The following is a 19411-nucleotide window of genomic DNA, read 5'->3' on the forward strand; positions in this document are numbered from 1 at the left end:
AGACGCAACGAGTGGCAGGCACGCCTGCCCGCATCGGCTGGCAGCACCGGCCCCAGAGAACGAATCAAGGCACGATGCTCTTCAAACGCCGCAACAAACCGAGCCATCTTGAACGCCTGCGTGTCGCCGTGTGGCCCCGGCACAGCTTCATGCGCTCGGCGCGCTATTTCTCCAAGCGCGTGCTTCGGCTGACGGCGAGCCCCCATGCCATCGCGCTCGGTTTCGCCGCCGGCGCATTTGCCTCGTTCACGCCCTTCATCGGCCTGCATTTCATCCTGAGCTTCGTCATCGCCTACATCATCGGCGGCAACATGCTCGCCGCCGCGCTTGGCACGGCCGTCGGCAATCCCCTCACCTTCCCGCTGATCTGGGCCACGACCTACAAGGTCGGCACCTGGGTCGCCTATGGTGAGGCGAAGACGCTGTCGACCGGCGACATGAACCGACATCTTGGCGGTGGCGTGCTGGAGAAATCGATCGACGTGATCCTGCCGCTGATCAAGCCGATGCTGATCGGCTCGGTCCCGCTCGGGCTCATCGCCGGCACCCTGTTCTACTTTGTCGTCTTCTACAGCGTGCGCACCTATCAGCGCGCCCGTGCCCACCGGCTGGCGGCCGGGCGCCGCAAGTCTGACCTGGCGGCGGCGGCTGCATCGAGCTCGGATCTCGACAGCTAGGCTGCAAGGCAGCATATTCGGCCTTCCGCAGATCATCCGCCCGTGCCCGGCGCGCGGCGCGGCAGCCATTTCCCGGGAGCCAGAAGAATGACGAGCCAGCGCCTGCGTCTCGGCGTCAACATCGACCACGTCGCAACCGTCCGCAACGCGCGTGGCGGGCGCGTTCCCGATCCGGTGCGCGCAGCGGAACTGGCGGCGCGCGCCGGCGCTGACGGCATCACCGCGCATCTGCGCGAGGACCGCCGGCACATCATCGACAGCGACATCGAGCGCCTGTCGCGGGACATCGCCCTGCCGCTGAATTTCGAGATGGCGGCCACGACGGAAATGGTCGCCATTGCACTGAAGGCGCGCCCGCACGCCGCCTGCATCGTTCCCGAGAAGCGCGAGGAACGCACCACCGAGGGTGGTCTCGACGCGCGCGGCCAGATCGAGCACCTGCGGCCGATCGTGGCGCGGCTCGGCGAGGCCGGCGCCCGCGTCTCGCTCTTCATCGAGGCCGACGAGGGCCAGCTCGAGGCCGCCGTCCGGCTCGGCGCGCCCGTGGTGGAACTGCATACCGGGCGCTACTGCGATCTCTTCAACGACGCACGCCTGGACGAGGCGGCGGCGGAGCGTGCCCGCATCGCCCGCGCCGCGCGGCTCGGTCGCGAGATGGGGCTGGAGATCCACGCCGGCCACGGGCTCGCCTTTGACACGGTCGGCGAGATCGCCACGATCCCGGAGATCGCCGAGCTCAACATCGGCCATTTCCTCATCGGCGAGGCAATCTTCATCGGGCTCGAGGCGGCGATCCACGAGATGCGCCGGCTGATGGACGAGGCCAGGACCGGTGCGGGAGCCGCCTGACCCATGATCATCGGCATCGGATCCGACCTCATCGACATCCGCCGCATCGAAAAGACCCTGGGGCGCTTCGGCGAGCGCTTCGTCAACCGCGTCTTCACCGCCGAGGAGCGGGCGCGCTCCGACCGTCGCCGGATGCGCGCGGCCTCCTACGCCAAGCGCTTCGCCGCCAAGGAGGCCTGCTCCAAGGCGCTCGGAACCGGCATTCGCATGGGTGTCAACTGGCGCGAGATGGGGGTGGTGAACCTGCCGTCCGGCAAGCCGACGATGCTGCTGACGGGCTCGGCGGCGCGCCGCCTCGCCTCGATGGTGCCGACCGGGTTCGCGGCGCGCATCGACCTGACGATCACCGACGACGATCCGCTGGCGCAGGCCTTCGTGGTGATCAGCGCCTGGCCGACCGACTGGCCGGAGCCGCTGAGCGGCGATCCGGCAACGGACTGAACGGCGCATCCCGGCTTCGCGCCGCTCCCGGGGCTTGTGCCATTGCGTCTCCAGTGGCTTGCCGCTAAAAGCCAAGTCTGTCTGCGCACGATGTCGGCCGCCTCCCAGGGCCCAGCATTCGGCGCGCCGGCTGCCGGCCTTGTGGCCGGGTCCTTCCGCCGGATGACCGGCGGCCGATTGCCGGCTGCGTGCCTTGCGCGCGCGCCGCCGGCCTGACTGCCTGGCCTGACCGGGACTTCGCGAAGGAAAAGATGAGCGTGTCCGACAATTCGAAAGCCAAGGAAGGCGGCGTCTACGAGACCGTGAAGGTGCTCGTGCAGGCCCTGCTCCTCGCGCTCGTTGTGCGCACCCTGCTGTTTCAGCCGTTCAACATTCCCTCCGGGTCGATGATGGACACGCTGCTGATCGGCGATTACCTGTTCGTGTCGAAGTACAGCTACGGATATTCGCGCTATTCCTTCCCCTATGGTCTCGTGCCCTTTGACGGGCGGGTCTGGGCGACGGAGCCCACGCGCGGCGATGTTGCCGTCTTCAAGCTGCCGACCGACAATTCGACCGACTACATCAAGCGCGTGATCGGCCTTCCCGGCGACGAGATCCAGATGATCGACGGTGTGCTGAACATCAACGGCACGCCCGTCGAGCGCACCCGCATCGACGATTTCATCACCACCGACACCTTCGGCGCCGTGCGCCGCGTGCCGCGCTTCAGGGAAACGCTGCCCAATGGCGTCAGCTACGAGACGCTCGACCTGACGCCGCGCGGCACCTGGGACAACACCGGCGTCTACAAGGTACCGCCGGGCCACTACTTCATGATGGGCGACAACCGCGACAACTCCACCGACAGCCGCGTTCTTTCGGCCGTCGGCTACGTGCCGTTCGAGAATTTCGTCGGCCGGGCGGAGATGCTGTTCTTCTCCGTCGACGAGGACGCCTCGGCCTGGATGTTCTGGGAATGGCCGTGGACGGTGCGCTGGAACCGCCTGTTCAAGACACTGTGAGCCGGGACGGCGCACCATGACCTCGCACACTCGCCAGAAGAAGGCGCAGGCGGAACTTCAGGACCGGCTGCGTCACCGCTTTGACGACCCCTTGCTGCTGACGCGCGCGCTCACCCATGGCAGCGCCACGGCCAAGAACAACGCGCCCGACGCCAGCTACCAGCGGCTTGAGTTCCTGGGCGACCGCGTGCTCGGGCTCGCCATCGCCACCATGCTGCACCACGCCTTTCCCAAGGCGGACGAGGGCGAGCTGGCGCGCCGGCTGAACCAGCTCGTGCGCCGCGAGACCTGCGCCGACGTCGCCCGCGAGCTGGCGCTCGGCGAGGCGCTCGTGCTTGGCGAGAGCGAGGAGCAGACCGGCGGCAAGCGCAAGACGGCGATCCTCGCCGACGTGTGCGAGGCGGTGATCGCCGCCGTCTATCTGGACGGCGGGCTCGAGGCGGCGCAAACTCTCATCGAGCGTCATTGGGGCGGGCGGATGACCAGCTATGCCGGTCCGCTGCGAGACCCCAAGACCATGCTCCAGGAATGGGCGCAGGGACGCGGCAAGCCCGCCCCGCGCTACACGATGACCGACCGCAGCGGTCCCGACCACGCGCCGCTCTTCACCGTCAAGGTGGAGATCGACGGCGAGGACGTGGCTTCGGGCAGCGGCGGATCCAAACGCATCGCCGAGCAGCGCGCGGCAGAGACCGTATTGAAGCGCGAAGGCCTTTTGACGGAGACAGACAAGACGTGACCGATCGCCCCGAATCCGACGACAGGATTGACGACGAGGACGCGGCCGCCCTGCCGAGCGAAACCAAGGGCCATGGCGACGGCCCGACGCGGGCCGGCTACGTCGCGCTGATCGGCGCCCCCAACGCGGGCAAGTCGACGCTGCTCAACGCGCTTGTCGGCGTCAAGGTGTCGATCGTCACCCACAAGGTGCAGACGACGCGCGCGCTGGTGCGCGGCATCGCCATGCACGACGCGGCGCAGATCATCTTCGTCGATACGCCCGGCATCTTCCGCCCGAAACGCCGTCTCGAGCGCGCCATGGTCGACACGGCCTGGGGCGGCGCGCGCGGCGCCGATGTGGTGGCGCTCCTGATCGACGCGCGCACCGGCATCACCGAGGCGGTTGAGAACATCCTCAAGACGCTCGCCGACGTGAAGCTGCCGCGCGTCCTGATCCTCAACAAGATCGACGTCACCAAGCGCGACAAGCTGCTGGCGCTGGCCGAGGCCGCCAATGCCATGGTCCCCTTCGACGAGACCTTTATGGTTTCGGCGCAGACCGGTTCCGGCCTCGACCGCCTGATGGAGCAGTTCGCAAAGGCGATGCCGGAAGGTCCCTGGCTCTATCCGGAAGACCAGGCCTCCGACCTGCCGATGCGCATGCTGGCCGCCGAGATCACCCGCGAGAAGCTGTTCCTGCGCCTGCACGAGGAACTGCCCTACATGTCGACGGTCGAGACCGAGCAGTGGCAGCAGCGCAAGGACGGCTCCGCGCGCATCGAGCAGACGATCTACGTTGAACGCGACAGCCAGAAGATGATCGTGCTCGGCAAGGGCGGACGCACCATCAAGGCGATCTCCCAGGCGGCGCGCGCCGACATCGCCGAAGCCGCGGGCTGTCCGGTGCACCTCTTCCTTTTCGTCAAGGTGCGCGAGAACTGGTCCGACGACCCCGAGCGCTACCGTGAGATGGGACTGGAGTTCCCGAGGTAAGGCGCGCCATCCGGCATCGCGGAACACCCCGTCGCGGCTACCTGCCGCCCGAGGCGTGTCTCGTGCGGGGTATTGGCATTGCCCGCCCGCATCGGGTAGCTCTTGGAGCGTGGCGCGGGATGTGCGCCCGATGAAAGACCAGACCCGATGGAATGGAGCGAAGACGGCATCATCCTGGCGACGCGCCGGCACGGCGAGACGAGCCTCATCCTCGAGGTGATGACGCGCGGGCGCGGGCGACACATGGGTCTGGTGCGCGGCGGCAGAAGCCGCAAGCTTCAGGCGGCGCTCCAGCCGGGCAATGAGGTCAACCTGGTCTGGCGGGCGCGGCTCGACAATCATCTCGGGCTTTTCGCCGTCGAGCCCTTGCGCCTGCGCGCGGCGGAGCTGATGACGACGCCGACGGGCGTCTACGGCATCCAGGCGCTCGCCGCCCTCCTCCACTTCCTGCCCGAGCGCGATCCGCATCCCGGCCTCCACGCGGGGCTGGAGGCGATCCTCGCCCATCTCGGCGAGCCGGAGATCGCCGGGGTGCTGATGGTGCATTTCGAGCTTCAGGTGCTTGCCGAGCTGGGCTTCGGCCTCGACCTTTCCGAGTGTGCCGCAACAGGCCGACGCGACGATCTGGTCTACGTCTCGCCGAAGTCCGGGCGCGCGGTCTGCCGCGAGGCCGGCCTGCCCTATGCGGAGCGCATGCTGCCCCTGCCCGCCTTTCTGCGTCGCGACGCCGACGTCCACGCGAACCAGCCGGTCCCGGACCCGAACGCGGCGCGAATCGAGGCACGGGAGGCGGCGCAAGCGGGGTTTTCCGCGCTCGCCGACGCCTTCCGTCTGACTGGCCACTTCCTGCGCCGGCATGTGCATGAGCCGCGCCAGGTCCCGGTCTCGCCGGCCCGCGAAGGCTTCATCGAGGCTCTTGCGCGCGCCCACCTTTCCCGCACTGCGTCCTGATTGCCGCGGACGGCCTGAAATCGGCACATTTCCGCGCTTTCCACGGGCGCGCTCCGTTGCGTGATTCGGCGAATGCCTGTAGCCAAGACCCATGGGAAAAGAACTGATTCCGCCGGGTGGCATCGAGCCGATCGACCTGCGCACCGCTCTTGAGGAGCGCTACCTCTCCTATGCGCTGTCGACGATCACCCACCGCGCCCTTCCGGACGTGCGCGACGGGCTGAAGCCGGTGCACCGACGGCTGCTCTACGCGATGCGCCTGCTGAAGCTCGACCCGAGCGCCGGCTTCAAGAAATGCGCCCGCGTCGTCGGTGACGTGATGGGTAAGTACCACCCGCATGGCGACCAGGCGATCTATGACGCATTGGTGCGTCTCGCCCAGGATTTCGCCGTCCGCTATCCGATGATCGATGGCCAGGGCAACTTCGGCAACATCGACGGCGATAGCGCGGCCGCCATGCGTTACACCGAGGCGCGGCTCACCGATGTCGCGGTGCGCACGCTGGACGGTCTCGACGAGGATGCCATCGACTTCCGCGAGACCTACGACGGGCTCGACAAGGAACCGGTGGTGCTGCCCGGTGGTTTCCCGAACCTGCTTGCCAATGGCGCCGCCGGCATCGCGGTTGGCATGGCGACCTCGATCCCACCGCACAACATCGGCGAGCTCTGCGACGCCGCCCGCCATCTCATCGAAAACCCCGAGGCGACGACGGCGGATCTGCTGCAGTTCGTCCAGGGGCCGGACTTCCCGACCGGCGGCGTCATGGTGCGCGACGACGCCGGCCTCAAGGAGGCTTATGAAACCGGGCGCGGCGGTTTCCGCATCCGGGCCCGCTGGGAGACCGAGGACCTCGGTCGCGGCACCTGGCAGGTGGTCATCACCGAGATCCCCTATCAGGTGCAGAAATCGCGGCTGATCGAGAAGATCGCCGAGCTCCTGCAAGCGCGCAAGCTGCCACTGCTCGATGACGTGCGCGACGAATCGGCGGAGGACGTGCGCGTCGTCCTGGTGCCGCGCAGCAAGAACGTCGACGCGGCTCTGCTGATGGAATCGCTGTTCAAGCTGACCGACCTTGAGAACCGCTTCTCGCTCAACATGAACGTGCTGTCGGGCGGTCGCGTGCCGATGGTCATGGGCCTGCGGCAGGTCATGCGCGAATGGCTCGATCACCGCAAGGAGGTGCTCGTCCGCCGTTCGCAGCACCGGCTGGCACAGATCGAGCACCGGCTCGAGGTGCTGGGCGGCTATATGATCGCCTTCCTCAACATCGACGAGGTGATCCGCATCATCCGCGAGGAGGACGACGCCAAGGCCTCGCTGCGGGCGGCGTTCGACCTCACCGACGTCCAGGCGGAAGCCATCCTCAACATGCGCCTGCGGTCCCTGCGCAAGCTTGAGGAAATCGAGCTCCGCAAGGAGCATGACAAGCTGTCGAAGGAGCGCGACGAGATCCTCACCCTGCTCGGCTCCGACCGCCGTCAGTGGACGCGGATCGGCAAGGAGATCGGCGAGCTGGCCAAGGCCTACGGGCCGGAGACGCCGCTTGGCAAGCGCCGCACCACCTTCGGCGAGGCCATCGATCTCGACCTCACCGACATTCACCAGGCGATGATCGAGAAGGAGCCGATCACCGTCATCGTCTCGCAGAAGGGCTGGATTCGCGCGCTCAAAGGCCACCAGAGTGACCTGTCGAGCGTGTCCTTCAAGCAGGACGACCGGCTGAAACTGTCGCTCTTTGCCGAGACCACGGACAAGTTGCTGATCTTCTCGACCGGCGGCAAGTTCTTCACGCTCGGCGCAGACAAGCTGCCGGGCGGACGCGGGCATGGCGAGCCGATCCGCCTGATGGTCGACATGGAGGAAGGCCAGGACGTGGTCGACGTCTTCGTCCATCGCGGCGGCCGCAAGCTTCTGGTCGTCTCCGACGAAGCGCGCGGCTTTGTGGTCAAGGAGGACGACGTTGTCGCCAACACCCGCAAGGGCAAGCAGGTGCTCAACGTCTCCGCGCCTGTCGAGGCGCGCGTCTGCGTGCCGGCACAGGGCGATCATGTCGCCATCATAGGCCGCAACCGCAAGCTTCTCGTCTTCCCTCTGGCACAGGTCCCGGAGATGACGCGTGGGCGCGGCGTACGGCTTCAGCGCTACCGTGACGGCGGCGTGTCGGACGTGGCGGTGTTCTCCGCCGCCGATGGGCTGACATGGGTCGATTCCTCCAGCCGCAGCTTCACCCGCAAGCTCGAGGAACTGGCTGACTGGCAGGGCGACCGTGCCCAGGCCGGCCGCCTTCCCCCGAACGGTTTCCCCCGGTCCAACACCTTCACGCCCCGCCAGGGCTGAGCGGACACACGGAACGACGACGGACGATGACCACGCGCCCCTCCGCCTTCACGCGCAAGGATTTCCGCCTGTTTAGGGACATCCCGACGCGCTGGATGGATGTGGACACCTATGGCCATGTCAACAACGTCCAGTACCTGAGCTTCTTCGACACTGCGGTGAACGGCTGGCTCATCGAGGAGCATGTCCTCGATCCCAGACGTTCGGAGGAGATCTTCCTCGTCGTCGAGACCGGCTGCAGCTACTTCTCCGAAATCGTCTACCCGGACCGCGTCGCCGTCGGCGTGCGCGTCGCCCGCCTTGGCGGCAGCTCGGTCACCTATGACATCGCGCTGTTTCGCAACGACGGCGACGTCGCCTGCGCGCAGGGGCGTTTCGTTCACGTCCAGGTCGACGCCCGCACCCGCCGCCCGACCCCCATCGTCGGCGCGCGGCGCGCCCTTCTCTCCTCCATCGTCGCAGGCGATTGAGAGAGTCCTTTCAGGGGTTTGTGCGGGCATTCTCATGTTCCCGCAGACCTTGAGGCCGCTTTGGCGCACCGGCAACCGCCGATCTACAAGCGACCGTCGCCCCTCCCTCGGCCGTCACCCCGGGCTTGACCCGGGGCCTAATCCACCGGCCCACAAACGCCAAGCGACCGCTGTAGCCACCGGACGTCCCGCCGCCCCTGAGCCCAAACAACAAGCGCTCAAGGTTCGAGTGGGCCCCGGGTCAGGCCGGGGGTGACGGTGGTGGGTGAAGAAAGGCGGTGCCGGTCCACACGATATCGACAGCCGGCGAACACCTTCCGCACAGGCTTCCGCACAGGAAAAGCACAGGATTTCACACAGGAAACCCACAAGCATTTGCACCGCCCCATGAACAGGCCGCGCACAGATTGTCCACAGCCGCGCGCAAGGGGTTTGCACAAGGCTTCCCACAGGAGGTCCACAGGGGGGGAAGAAGGTGGGGGGCAAGAAGGCGTTCGACGCGGCCCGACGGTGGCCGGGCGGTCGATCAGTTGTTGCCGGCGGTCTTCATCAGCCGCGACTTCTCGCGGTTCCAGTCCCGCTGGCGCTCGGTCTCGCGCTTGTCGTGCAGCTTCTTGCCGCGCGCCAGGGCGAGCTCGACCTTGGCCCGGCCGTCCTCGTTGAAATAGAGTTTCAGCGGCACGATGGTTTTGCCGTCCTTGGCCACCGCGATCGAAAGACGCGCCATTTCACGCTTGTGAACGAGCAGCTTGCGCCGGCGGCGCGGCTCGTGGTTGAAGCGGTTGGCCTGGAGATATTCCGGCACATAGGAGTTGATCAGCCACAGCTCGCCGCCCTCGAAGGAGGCGTAGGATTCCGCGATCATCGACTTGCCGAGACGCAGCGCCTTGACCTCGGTTCCGGTCAGAGCGATGCCGGCCTCGAGCGTGTCCTCGATCTCGAAGTTGAACCGTGCCTTGCGGTTGTCGGCGATGATCTTGCGATTCTCGTCGCCAGGGCGTTTCTGCGCCATGTGCTGCCTTTGTGCGTGGCGGGAGGATGCGACCTCCCGCCATCAGCTTTCTATCCGTGTCTCGTCACGCAGTTGGGGTGTCGGCTGCCCGAATTCAACGTCAGTTGAGGAGACCGGCGTGGGTCATCGCCTCGCGGATGGCCACTTTGGTCGTGTCGGCGACCTCGACGAGCGGCAGGCGCAGCTCGTTCTCCATCTTGCCGAGCAGCGACAGGGCGTATTTCGCGCCCGTCGGATTCGGCTCGATGAAGAGCGCGTCATGGAGCGGCGCGAGCCGGTCCTGAATCGAGAGCGCCGTGGCGTAGTCACCCGAAAGCGTCGCCTGCTGGAACTGCGAACACAGGCCCGGCGCGACATTCGCCGTCACGGAGATGCAGCCCGTGCCGCCATGGGCGTTGAAGCCGAGCGCCGTGATGTCCTCGCCCGAGAGCTGGACGAAGTCAGGACCGCAGGCGACCCGCGTGCGGGTGGTGCGGGCCATGTTCGCCGTCGCGTCCTTGACGCCCTTGATGTTGCGCGAGGTGCGGAACAGCTCCGCCATGGTCTCGGGCAGCATGTCGATCACCGACCGGCCGGGGATGTTGTAGATGTAGATCGGAATCCCCACCGCGTCGTCGATGGCGCGATAGTGGGCGATCAGGCCGGCCTGGTTCGGCTTGTTGTAATAGGGCGTCACCACCAGCAGCGCATCCGCGCCCGCCGTCTCGGCGTGGCGGCAGAAGTCGATGGCCTCGGCGGTGTTGTTGGAGCCCGCGCCCGCCATCACCGGCAGCCGGCCGGCGTTGGCCTCGATGCACAGGTCGATGACGCGCTTGTGCTCGTCGTGGGTCAGCGTCGGGCTCTCACCGGTCGTGCCGACCGGGACGAGACCATGGCTGCCCTCTTTTATCTGCCACTCCACGAACTCCTGGAACGCTTTCTCATCAACGGTCCCGTTGCGGAACGGCGTGACGAGTGCGGGGATCGATCCCTTGAACATGGTGGTCCTCATGGAGTGTGGGTCAGAACCGGATCGAACATCCGGGTGGCGCACCATAATCGGCGCTCGCGCCCGACGCAACACGACGTTGCACCCCGCGATGCGCGAGGCGTGGATGACCAAAAGAGGCTAAAGCGAGCGGTCTCCCGCGTCTCCCGATCCCCCCTTCAAGCGCGCCCAAACGCCCGCTAGACTTGCCCCTTCACCACGACAAGGCACGCCATGAACACCCCTCATCCCGACCACACCGCGCCCGCCGCACAGCACACCTGGACCGCCGCCGACGGCCTGCGGCTTGCCGCGACCGTCCACGCGCCACGCGGCGAAGACCGGCGCGTCGACGTGCTCTGCCTGGCCGGCCTGACGCGCAACGCCCGCGACTTCGCGCCTCTTGCCGAAACACTTGCCGCGCGCGGACACCGGGTCGTTGCCATGGACTATCGGGGGCGTGGCGCATCCCAGCATGCGGCCGACTGGCGCAGCTATTCCATCGAGCAGGAGGCCGACGACATCGACCGGGGGCTCGCCACACTCGATCTGACACGCTTCGCCGTTGTCGGCACCTCGCGCGGCGGCATCCACGGCATGCTGCTCGGCCTGCGCCGGCGCGAGGCACTCGCCGGCCTCGTACTCAACGACATCGGCGCGCGGATCGAGGCGGCGGGCCTTGCCCGCATCGCGCGCGCGATGGGAGGCGAGCCTGCCGTGCGCGACTGGGCGGCCGCGGCCGCGCACGCCCGCGCCGGTCTCGCGGCCCAGTTCCCGCGGATGGACGACGCGGACTGGGAGCGTTTCGCCCACCAGATCTACCGTGAAACGGACACGGGCCCCCTGCTCGACCACGACCCGGCGCTGTCTCACACGCTCGACGACACGCGCAAGGAGGCGACCGCGCCGGACCTCAGCCCAGTGTTCGCCGGTCTCGCCGGACTTCCCGTGATGGTGATACGCGGCGCGCTTTCCGACATTCTCGCGCGCGAGACGGTCGCGGAGATGGCGGCGACGCATCCCGGACTTGCCACGCTCACCGTGCCCGACGAAGGCCATGCCCCGCTGTTGTGGGATGCGGCGAGCCGCGACGCCATCGCGGACTTTCTCGCGCCGCTGTCGTGAGGCGGGCGACGACCTAGCGCAGGTCGAGCGTGACGCGGGCGGCGCGTCCGTCCGCATCAATGACCGCAATCGTCGACGTGCCCGGCCCGTCCGGCACGATGCTGATCGAGCGCGCGAAGGGGCCGCTTGCCACCGGCTTGCCGTTCGCCAGCCAGACGAAGGGGCCGCGCCCGCGCCGCGCCTTGACGACGAGAGGCGCGGATCCCGTCGCCTGCGAGCCCAGTTCCACGATGGCGCCGTCGGGCGGATAGAAAATCTCGGGCCCGAGCGCCTCCGCACCGCCGCGGCGCGGCGTGCGGGTGCGCGCGTGGACCAGCGGGGCCGGCACCCGGTCCTCTCCCTCGAGCGCCTTCGGCGGCCCGGGCAGGCGCGCCCGCTCCGGTCCAATGCGCTGGAAGGCGTCGAAGAGAATGGGGCTGGCCGCCAGATAGCCGGTGATCCCCGGCACCGGCGTCCCATCGGCGCGCCCGACCCAGACGCCGATCACATGCCGCCCGTCGAAGCCGACAGCCCATGCGTCGCGATAGCCGTAGGAAGTGCCGGTCTTGTAGGCGACGCCCTCGCCGTTCGCGGCCTCCGGCGGCGGCACCCTGGAGAGGATGTCGGCGATGCGCCAGGCCGCCGTTTCGGAGAGAAAGCGCCTCGGCGGGGTCGCCAGCGCGGGATCGGGATCGTCGGCATAGCGCTTCAGCGCCATGGCGCGTCCGCCACGGGCAAAGCCGCCGTAGAGCTCGACCAGCTCGTCGAGCGTCATGCCGAAACCGCCAAGGGCGGCCGCAAGGCCCGGCGCCTCGCCCGGCGGAAAGCGCGGATCGGCACCCGCCGCCTTCAGCCGCGAAATGAAGCGCGCCGTGCCGACCGCATCGAGCAGTTCCACCGCCGGCACATTGAGCGAGGCCTGAAGGGCGTCGGCCACCCGCACCGTTCCCTGGAAGGCGCGGTCGAAGTTGGTCGGGCTGTAGCCGGCAAGCGTCATCGGCCGGTCCTCGATGAAGCTGTCGGGATGGGCGATCCCCTCCTCGAAGGCCAGTCCGTAGATCAGCGGCTTCAGGGTCGACCCGGGCGAGCGCACCGCGTGGGTCATGTCCACATGGCCTCGGCGCTCTTCGTCGAGCAGCCCGGCCGAGCCGACATGGGCCAGGACCTCGCCGGTCTTGTGGTCGGCAACGAGAATGGCGAGCGAAATGCGACGGCCGAGCCTGCGGGCGCGGGAGGCGGCAAGCGCCTCGAGCCGCGACTGGAGACCCGCGTCGAGCGTCAGGCGGACCTCGCTCGCCCCCCCTTGCAGTCGCGCCAGGGCCTCGCGGGCGGCATGGGCGGCAAGAAGCGGAACGTCGCGGCGCAACGTCGGCACCGGCTCGCGCCGGGCGGCGGCGGCCTCCTCGGCGGACAGCACGCCGCGCAACGTCATCGCGGCGAGCACCCGGTCGCGGGCGGCGCGGGCGTTTCCGGCGAAGCGGTCCGGCCGGCGCGCCTCCGGCGATTGCGGCAGCGCAACGAGAAGCGCGCATTCCGCCGGCGTCAGCCGCTTCGGCTCCTTGCCGAACCAGGCGAGGCTTGCAGCGCGCACGCCCTCGACATTGCCGCCAAAGGGCGCGCGGGTAAGATAGAGCGTCAGGATCTCGTCCTTGGAAAGCCGGCGCTCCAGCGCCAGCGCCAGCACGATCTGCCGCCATTTGGCCACAGCCGAGCGCGTCGAACCTTCCATCAGCAGGCGCGCCGTCTGCATCGTCAGCGTCGAGGCACCGGACACGATCCGTCCGCTTGAGACCATCTGCAAGGCGGCGCGCAGCAGGGCGCGCGGGTCGACGCCGGCATGGTCGCGGAAGCGCCGGTCCTCATAGGCAAGCAACATGCGCAGGTAGAGCGGATCGACGTCCTGCGGCCCGGCTGCAAGCCGCCAGCGGTCGTCCGGAGTCTGGAAAGCGCGCAGGAGCACGCCCTTGCGGTCAAGCACGGCCCGCGACACCGCCACCTTGCCGGAGACGAGGTCCTCCGGAACCCGGGCAACAGACACGGCAAGAACGCCGGCACCCGCACCGAGCGCGAGGACAAAGACGGCGAAGACGGCCAGCGTCACCCGGGCAAAGCGGGTGCGGCGCGCGCGCGCGAACCCGCCGACGCCCCCAGCCTTGCCCTCGTCATTCCTGTCCGTCATTCCGCCGCCCGTCCGCTCGCGTCACGGCACCTTTGCCGCCCTGTCCCGTGACGCTCCTGCCTTGCCTCAGTTGGCGATAACCTCGAACCGGCCGGAGCCCGTGCGGGCGGAGAGATCCGGGCGATACATGTCCTCCACCGTCGCCGGCGGCAGGGCGAAGCGGCCGGGGATCGAGGCGCGCGCCAGATAGGCGAAGCTGAAGGTGTCGACATTGGGCAGGTTGCGGTCGAGCGCGGCGACGAAGCGGTCGTCGCGGAACTCGGTGTGGTCCGCCTCGCTGACCGGGTCGAGCCATTCGAGCGCACCGAGATCGCCCGCACGCACGAGGCGCGGGTTGTCGATCACCAGCCCCGCCGGCAAACGGTCGACAAGGAGCAGGCGCCCCTTGTCGGGCCGCTCCATCGTCACCGTCAGCACCACGGCGACGCGGGTGTTGAGCGGCACGGCGGCGAGATCCAGCCGGTTGCCGTCAAGGTCGTAATAGGCCCGTTCGATCCGGTAGCCCTTGCCACCGGCGGGCTCCGGGCTCACCGGCCGTCCCGAAACGGTCACCACCACGTCGGCCGACGCGCTGCCGGCGTTTTCCACCGCGACCGAGGTTCCTGCCAGCTCGCCGCCCGCCAGCGTGCGAGCCAGCGGCGCGGGCGCGGGCACCCCGTCGATGGTGAAGCTGTCGCCCGCGCTCGCGCTCAACAGCTCGTGTCCGGCCACAAGCAGCCAGGCCATGTCCTGGGTCGAGAGCGCCTCGGCCGCGTCCTGTCGATCCGCCACCTGCCGTGCGAGCTCGCGCGCCTCGGGCAGGTCGAGTTTCGCCTGGGTGACATAGGCAAGGACGCCGGCGGCATCGCGCAGCGACGAGCCGTAGTCCTCCCGGTAGGCAGTGGAATCCGGCAGGTTGGTGTCGGAAATCGCCACCTCGAACGCCGCCTTCGCCCGCTCCTTCTCGCCGTAGAGCGCGAGCGCCGCGCCAATCTGCGCCTTGGCCAGCGGGCCGCCGAAGTCGGCGAGCTTCACGTCCATGTAGTAGCGCAGATCGCCAAGCGAGGCCCGGCCGGTGCGCGCCAGCACATAGAGCGCATAGGCGACCGACTGCCCGCCGTCGGAGAAGTCGGAGGCATAGGCGACCTTGTTGCCGAGGTTCTCCAGCGCCTGCGACAGGGCCAGTTCGGGAACGTCATAGCCCTTGTCGCGCGCCCGGGTGAGAAAGTCGGTGACATAGGCGTCGAGCCAGGGATCGGCGCCGCCGAAGGCCGACCAGAGACCGAAGGCGCCGCTGCTGTCCTGGTTGCCCAGCACCCGGTTGATCGCCTTTGCGATGCGCTCGCGGATCTCGGCATCCGTCTCCATGCCGCTGCTGAGCGCCAGCTCGTTGAGATAGAGCAACGGCAGCGCGCGGCTGGTCGTCTGCTCCGTGCAGCCGTAGGGATAGCGGTCGAGCGCGCCGAGAAGCCCCGGAATGTCGATCCGCGCCGGACCGCCCGCCGCCAGCGACACCGTCGCGCCGAGCGGACGGATGCCGGCCAGCGTGTCGCCGTCGAGCGTCAGCTTGCCGCCGGGCGACAGGGTGACGAAGGAACGCCGGGTGATGTCGGGCGTGTTGTCACGCACCCCGAGCGCCAACGTCTTTTCCGCGATCACGCCGCTGGCGTCCGACAGGGTCAGCCGCAGCGAGGCATCGCCCGGCGTCGTGCCGGCGCGCAGCGGCAGGCTGAGCGCGCGCCGCTCGGCCTTGGCAAGCGTCAGCACCTCGCCGTCCGAAGCCGCGTCCAGCGTCACCGGTCCCGAGACCTCGGCCGCGATGCGATAGTCGCCTGCCTCGCCTTCGACATTGTCGACCTCGACCAGCAGCCGGCTTTCATCGCCAGGTGCGAGGAAGCGAGGAAGGGTCGCGGTCATCACCAGCGGATCGCGCACCACGACATCCTTCTCGGCATGACCGACGCCCGAGGCGCTCCAGGCCACCGCCATCAGGCGCACCGTGCCGTTGAAGTCGGGAATGTCGAACGAAACGCTGGCCTTGCCGTCCGCATCGGTCTCGACAACGCCGGAGAAGAGCGCAACGAGCGCCTCCTGCGGCGGTGGGGCGTCGAGCGACAGGCCCATGCCGTCGCCGCCGGAGCGGACCCGACCGAGATCACCGGCGGTGCGATCGATCAGCTCGCCGTAATAGTCGCGGATCTCCATGCCGAGGCGGCGCTGACCGAAGTACCAGCCGTCCGGATCCGGCGTCTCGAAGCGCGTCAGGTTGAGAATGCCGACGTCGACGGCGGCAAGCGTCAGATAGGCCGGCTTGCCGGCGTCCTGGCCGGACACGGTGACGCCGATGTCGAGCGTCGAACGCGGGCGGATCTTCTCCGGCGCGTCCAGGGAAACCGTATGCTTGCGCCCTTGCGGGTCGACCGTCAGCCACTCGAGGCCGAGCGCGCGCGAGGGCATGCGCTTGGCCTCCAGGTCCATCGGCCGGAACAGGGTCGCCGTGACGTAGGCACCATTGCCCCAGGCATCGGTGACGGTGAGCTTCACCTCGCTCTCGCCCTCCCCGACCTTGACGACGCGGGTCTCGACGAGACGGTCGGTCATGACGGAGACGAGCGCGGTGCCGGCGAAGCGCGGCTTCATGCGCAAGGTGGCGGTGTCGCCGACGCGGTAGGATTTCCTGTCGAGACCGACCTCAAGCAGGTCCGGGGTCTGCGACGACGCGGAGGACGTGTACCAGCCGGCACTGAATTCGGTGCTCGTCGCCGCCTGGACGCCATCGCCGCCAGTGGCCGCAACCACCTCGAGACGGTAACGGCCCCAGTCGACGGGCAGGCTGAGGCGCGCCGGAGTGCCGGGCGCCAGATCAAAGGTGCCATTGGCCACCCGGCGGGTGGTGGTCACCGGCTCATAGGACCAGCGCCCATCGTTTCGGTACCACTGGTAGCGGGTGTCGAGCTTGGAGAGTGTCCAGTTCGCCCCGGACAGGGCTGCCCGATTGCCGTCCGAATCCACCGCGATGACGTCGAAATCGGCCGGGCCGCCCTCGTCGACACCGCCATCGAAGGCCGGCTTGACGCCGATGCGCACACCGTCGGAAACGACGGGAAGCTCAAGCGAGCGCTCCACATAGCGCCCGCCCGCCTCGACGACGCGGGCGGTGATGCGCGCGGTGTAGCCGGCCGTGGTCGGTGCCAGTTGCGGCAAGGTCGGGGTGAAGCCGGCGTTGCCGTCGGCATCCGTCGCGGCGCCATCTTCCAGATTGGCGCGCTCGGGGTAGATCTGCTCGTCCGCGAGACCGAAGACATAGCCGGGGAAGGCCGCGTTGGCGCGGGTCGGCGAAACGACCACCTCGCCCTCGAGCCGCTGACCGGAGGCCGGTGCCCCATAGAGGAACTTGGCCTGCAGAGAGATTTCCGGCGGATTGGCCGGGTCGATCGCCTTCGCCCGCGTCGCCAGATCGAAGTCGACCCGCTCAGGCTGGAAGTCCTCGACAAGGAACGAAAGCTGGGCGAGCGGCGCGGCCTTCGGGTCGGCGTGGACGCGCACGCTCCAGCTGCCCTGCTGGGCGGAGGCGGGAAGTGTCAGCGCATGGGCGCGACCACCGGCGCCGGCGTCCTGCACCGTCACCCGCTGGAACTCGACGCCATCGGGACGCATGTAGATGAAGGTGAGCGGCACGCCGGTGCTGGCGAAGGCCGCCGGATCACGCAGCATGGCACCGATGTTGACCGTCTCGCCGGGCCGGTAGACGCCCCGGTCGGTCCAGGCGAAGGCGTCGAGCGCTCCCGGCGCGGGCCGTCCCTCGGCGCCGCGGTCGGACAGGTCGAAGGCCGGCTTGCCGAGATCGAGGAAGGCATAGTCGCCGGATGCGGTCTCCACGGCGACCATCGCCGGGGCGCGGCCGCCCTTGCCACGGGTCAGGCCGGGGGCGAACCGGGCAAAGCCCTCGGCATCGCTCTTCGTCTCGCCGAGCACGTCATTGTTGACTGCGACGAGACGCACGGACGCGCCTTCCACGGCGGAGGCGTCGGAAAGCTTGCGCAGCGCGACGACCGTCTCGCCATCGCCGGAATAGGCGCTGAGGCCGAGGTCGGAGACGAGGAACCACTGGGTCGCCCAGGGCCCCCATTCGTTCGCCTTGTCGCTGGCCGCGCGCGCCACCATGGCATAGATGCCGGGCGCCATGGTCAGGCCAAATTCCGCCACCGGGATTGCCGTGGTGACATCGCGGTTGAGCAGCATCTCGGTCTCGACGGTGCCCTTCCACAGGAACTCGCCGTATTCGTCGCGGATCTGGCTGGCCTTGTAGTTGTCGAGCTGCGACAGCACGCGCCCGTCGCGCAGCGCCGAGGCGAGGCCGCGCTCGCCGATGCGATAGATCTCGGTTTCGACCGTCTTGGTGTTCACCGAGCGGATCGGGATCGTCGCGCCCTCACCGGCCGGCAGCACATAGGCGCGGCCAAGGAAGTTCACCGCCGGAGCGCGGTCGCGGACATAAACCGTGAGATCGGCGGATTTCTCGAGCTTCTCGCCATCGGCGGAGGGGATGCCCTGGCGCAGCGTGATCTGGTAGCGACCACCATGGCGCACGCCGTCGACGCAGATCTGCGCGCCGTCGGTCTCGACCGAGGTGGAGCCTTCGCCGGTGACACGCACGAAGGAACTCATGTCGGTGGCGCGCTTCAGCGTGTCGGAGAAGACGACGCAGACGCGCGGCGATGCCGCGTCGGAATCGACCTGATGATCGAGCACGCGGAAGCCGTGCTGGGCGACGAGGTCGTCGTAGCGGGCCCGCAGGCCGGGCGTGTCGTCAAGCGCCAGCGCGGCGCGCAAAGCCTTGATCGCCGGCTTGTAGTGGTCGCGGCGCACCAGGGCGGCGGCGACCAGACGCAGCGCCTCGACCCGCTCGTCGGCGGTCGCGGCATTGAAATAACTGTTGATCGAGGCGGAGATCCCGTCGCGTTCGACGCGGCTGCGTTCCTGCCAGTCGTCCGGCTTGTTGCCGGCCAGCGCCCGGGAGAGGCCCGCCCAGAACTCGAAACGCTCCGGCTCCAGCTTCAGGCCGCGCCCGAAGGCGACCTCGGCCTGGCTGTATTGGCGCTCGCCGATCATGGCGAAGCCGACGGAGCCGAGCTCCTCGGCCGACTGCTCCGTGGCGCGGAAGGCGCGCGGCAGCTTGCGGGCGTAGCGCTCCGCCTCCTCGGTCAGCGAGCGGGGCAGGAAGTCGAGTTCGGCGACACGCTCCTTGCGCTCCGCCGGCGACTGTGCGGCAACCGTGACGACGCGACCGGCGACGGCGCCGGCGAAACTCTGGAGACGACCGACGTCGGCCTTGAGGAAGCACCATTTGGCGGAGGTGTTGTAGGTGAAGGCGCGGCACTGGGAGCTGGCGAGGCAGGCAGTCTTGCAGGCGTCGAGGTCGACATCCTTCATGGTCTGGAAGTCGGCGCCGAAATAGTCGGCGTCCTCGACCGTGACGATGCGCCGGTCCTCGGCGGCGCGCGCAGGTGCCGCCGGCGAGAGCGCGATCAGCGCGACGGCGAGGCCAAGGCCAAATCGTGCAACTTTCGCCGCCAGGCCCGCGCGACGTTCCGCGACCGGGATATCCCCGCCGCCGCGAACCGTCCCTGCCGTTGTCCTATCCCCGCTGTCGCGAGCACAACCGAACGGACGCATCGCACGAACTGAAACCATGATCGTTCCCCTCACCAGCCAGGCGCACGC

At 68.5% G+C, this 19411-nt stretch carries 14 protein-coding genes; 10 read left to right on the plus strand and 4 right to left on the minus strand.

Annotated elements, in window-relative coordinates; translation table 11 throughout:
* The first annotated feature begins 74 nt into the window (after nt 1-74).
* The 9 genes from ACSLUQ_RS07970 (at nt 75) to ACSLUQ_RS08010 (ending at nt 8446) form a co-directional block, all read left to right on the plus strand.
* Complete coding sequence (locus tag ACSLUQ_RS07970; RefSeq protein WP_417772792.1) at nt 75-677, plus strand: DUF2062 domain-containing protein; 603 nt, start codon at nt 75-77, stop codon at nt 675-677.
* 87 nt (nt 678-764) lie between these two features.
* On the plus strand, nt 765-1526 hold the full coding sequence (locus ACSLUQ_RS07975; protein WP_417772791.1) for a pyridoxine 5'-phosphate synthase: 762 nt from the start codon (nt 765-767) through the stop codon (nt 1524-1526).
* 3 nt (nt 1527-1529) lie between these two features.
* Nucleotides 1530-1967 (plus strand): holo-ACP synthase, encoded by a 438-nt coding sequence (acpS, locus tag ACSLUQ_RS07980; RefSeq protein ID WP_461808193.1) that lies wholly within the window; start codon nt 1530-1532, stop codon nt 1965-1967.
* A 251-nt stretch (nt 1968-2218) separates the two neighbouring features.
* Nucleotides 2219-2971 (plus strand): signal peptidase I, encoded by a 753-nt coding sequence (gene lepB, locus ACSLUQ_RS07985; RefSeq protein WP_417772789.1) that lies wholly within the window; start codon nt 2219-2221, stop codon nt 2969-2971.
* A 16-nt stretch (nt 2972-2987) separates the two neighbouring features.
* Complete coding sequence (gene rnc, locus ACSLUQ_RS07990) at nt 2988-3710, plus strand: ribonuclease III (protein ID WP_461808194.1); 723 nt, start codon at nt 2988-2990, stop codon at nt 3708-3710.
* A 26-nt stretch (nt 3711-3736) separates the two neighbouring features.
* Complete coding sequence (gene era / locus ACSLUQ_RS07995; protein WP_417772842.1) at nt 3737-4684, plus strand: GTPase Era; 948 nt, start codon at nt 3737-3739, stop codon at nt 4682-4684.
* A gap of 147 nt (nt 4685-4831) precedes the next feature.
* Nucleotides 4832-5635, plus strand: coding sequence for a DNA repair protein RecO (gene recO / locus ACSLUQ_RS08000; protein ID WP_417772787.1), 804 nt, complete (start codon nt 4832-4834; stop codon nt 5633-5635).
* Nucleotides 5636-5726: 91 nt separating this feature from the next.
* Entirely contained in the window at nt 5727-7976 is a 2250-nt protein-coding gene (parC, locus tag ACSLUQ_RS08005; RefSeq protein ID WP_417772786.1) for a DNA topoisomerase IV subunit A, read from the plus strand.
* A gap of 26 nt (nt 7977-8002) precedes the next feature.
* Complete coding sequence (locus ACSLUQ_RS08010) at nt 8003-8446, plus strand: acyl-CoA thioesterase (protein ID WP_461808195.1); 444 nt, start codon at nt 8003-8005, stop codon at nt 8444-8446.
* Nucleotides 8447-8972: 526 nt separating this feature from the next.
* Here the strand turns inward: ACSLUQ_RS08010 and smpB are convergent.
* Entirely contained in the window at nt 8973-9458 is a 486-nt protein-coding gene (gene smpB, locus ACSLUQ_RS08015; RefSeq protein ID WP_417772784.1) for an SsrA-binding protein SmpB, read from the minus strand.
* Between the two features lie 100 nt (nt 9459-9558).
* Nucleotides 9559-10437, minus strand: coding sequence for a 4-hydroxy-tetrahydrodipicolinate synthase (dapA, locus tag ACSLUQ_RS08020; protein WP_417772783.1), 879 nt, complete (start codon nt 10435-10437; stop codon nt 9559-9561).
* 222 nt (nt 10438-10659) lie between these two features.
* On the opposite strand from dapA, the gene ACSLUQ_RS08025 reads away from it, so the two are divergent.
* Nucleotides 10660-11550 (plus strand): alpha/beta fold hydrolase, encoded by an 891-nt coding sequence (locus ACSLUQ_RS08025; RefSeq protein ID WP_461808196.1) that lies wholly within the window; start codon nt 10660-10662, stop codon nt 11548-11550.
* Nucleotides 11551-11563: 13 nt separating this feature from the next.
* Here the strand turns inward: ACSLUQ_RS08025 and pbpC are convergent, their stop codons facing one another.
* A complete protein-coding gene (gene pbpC / locus ACSLUQ_RS08030; RefSeq protein ID WP_461808197.1) occupies nt 11564-13708 on the minus strand; it encodes a penicillin-binding protein 1C in 2145 nt (714 codons plus the stop codon).
* A gap of 66 nt (nt 13709-13774) precedes the next feature.
* A complete protein-coding gene (locus tag ACSLUQ_RS08035) occupies nt 13775-19381 on the minus strand; it encodes an alpha-2-macroglobulin family protein (protein ID WP_461808198.1) in 5607 nt (1868 codons plus the stop codon).
* Between the last annotated feature and the right edge of the window lie 30 nt (nt 19382-19411).

Source organism: Stappia sp. ICDLI1TA098 (genome assembly GCF_054880955.1).

What these genes read in the sequence shown, in the direction of transcription:
- recO (WP_417772787.1), top strand. Translation starts at nt 4,832, where the DNA reads ATGGAATGGAGCGAAGACGGCATCATCCTGGCGACGCGCCGGCACGGC.
- dapA (WP_417772783.1), bottom strand. Translation starts at nt 10,437, where the DNA reads ATGTTCAAGGGATCGATCCCCGCACTCGTCACGCCGTTCCGCAACGGG.
- pbpC (WP_461808197.1), bottom strand. Translation starts at nt 13,708, where the DNA reads ATGACGGACAGGAATGACGAGGGCAAGGCTGGGGGCGTCGGCGGGTTC.
- ACSLUQ_RS08010 (WP_461808195.1), top strand. Translation starts at nt 8,003, where the DNA reads ATGACCACGCGCCCCTCCGCCTTCACGCGCAAGGATTTCCGCCTGTTT.
- rnc (WP_461808194.1), top strand. Translation starts at nt 2,988, where the DNA reads ATGACCTCGCACACTCGCCAGAAGAAGGCGCAGGCGGAACTTCAGGAC.
- acpS (WP_461808193.1), top strand. Translation starts at nt 1,530, where the DNA reads ATGATCATCGGCATCGGATCCGACCTCATCGACATCCGCCGCATCGAA.
- ACSLUQ_RS07975 (WP_417772791.1), top strand. Translation starts at nt 765, where the DNA reads ATGACGAGCCAGCGCCTGCGTCTCGGCGTCAACATCGACCACGTCGCA.
- lepB (WP_417772789.1), top strand. Translation starts at nt 2,219, where the DNA reads ATGAGCGTGTCCGACAATTCGAAAGCCAAGGAAGGCGGCGTCTACGAG.
- ACSLUQ_RS07970 (WP_417772792.1), top strand. Translation starts at nt 75, where the DNA reads ATGCTCTTCAAACGCCGCAACAAACCGAGCCATCTTGAACGCCTGCGT.
- ACSLUQ_RS08035 (WP_461808198.1), bottom strand. Translation starts at nt 19,381, where the DNA reads ATGGTTTCAGTTCGTGCGATGCGTCCGTTCGGTTGTGCTCGCGACAGC.
- smpB (WP_417772784.1), bottom strand. Translation starts at nt 9,458, where the DNA reads ATGGCGCAGAAACGCCCTGGCGACGAGAATCGCAAGATCATCGCCGAC.
- ACSLUQ_RS08025 (WP_461808196.1), top strand. Translation starts at nt 10,660, where the DNA reads ATGAACACCCCTCATCCCGACCACACCGCGCCCGCCGCACAGCACACC.
- parC (WP_417772786.1), top strand. Translation starts at nt 5,727, where the DNA reads ATGGGAAAAGAACTGATTCCGCCGGGTGGCATCGAGCCGATCGACCTG.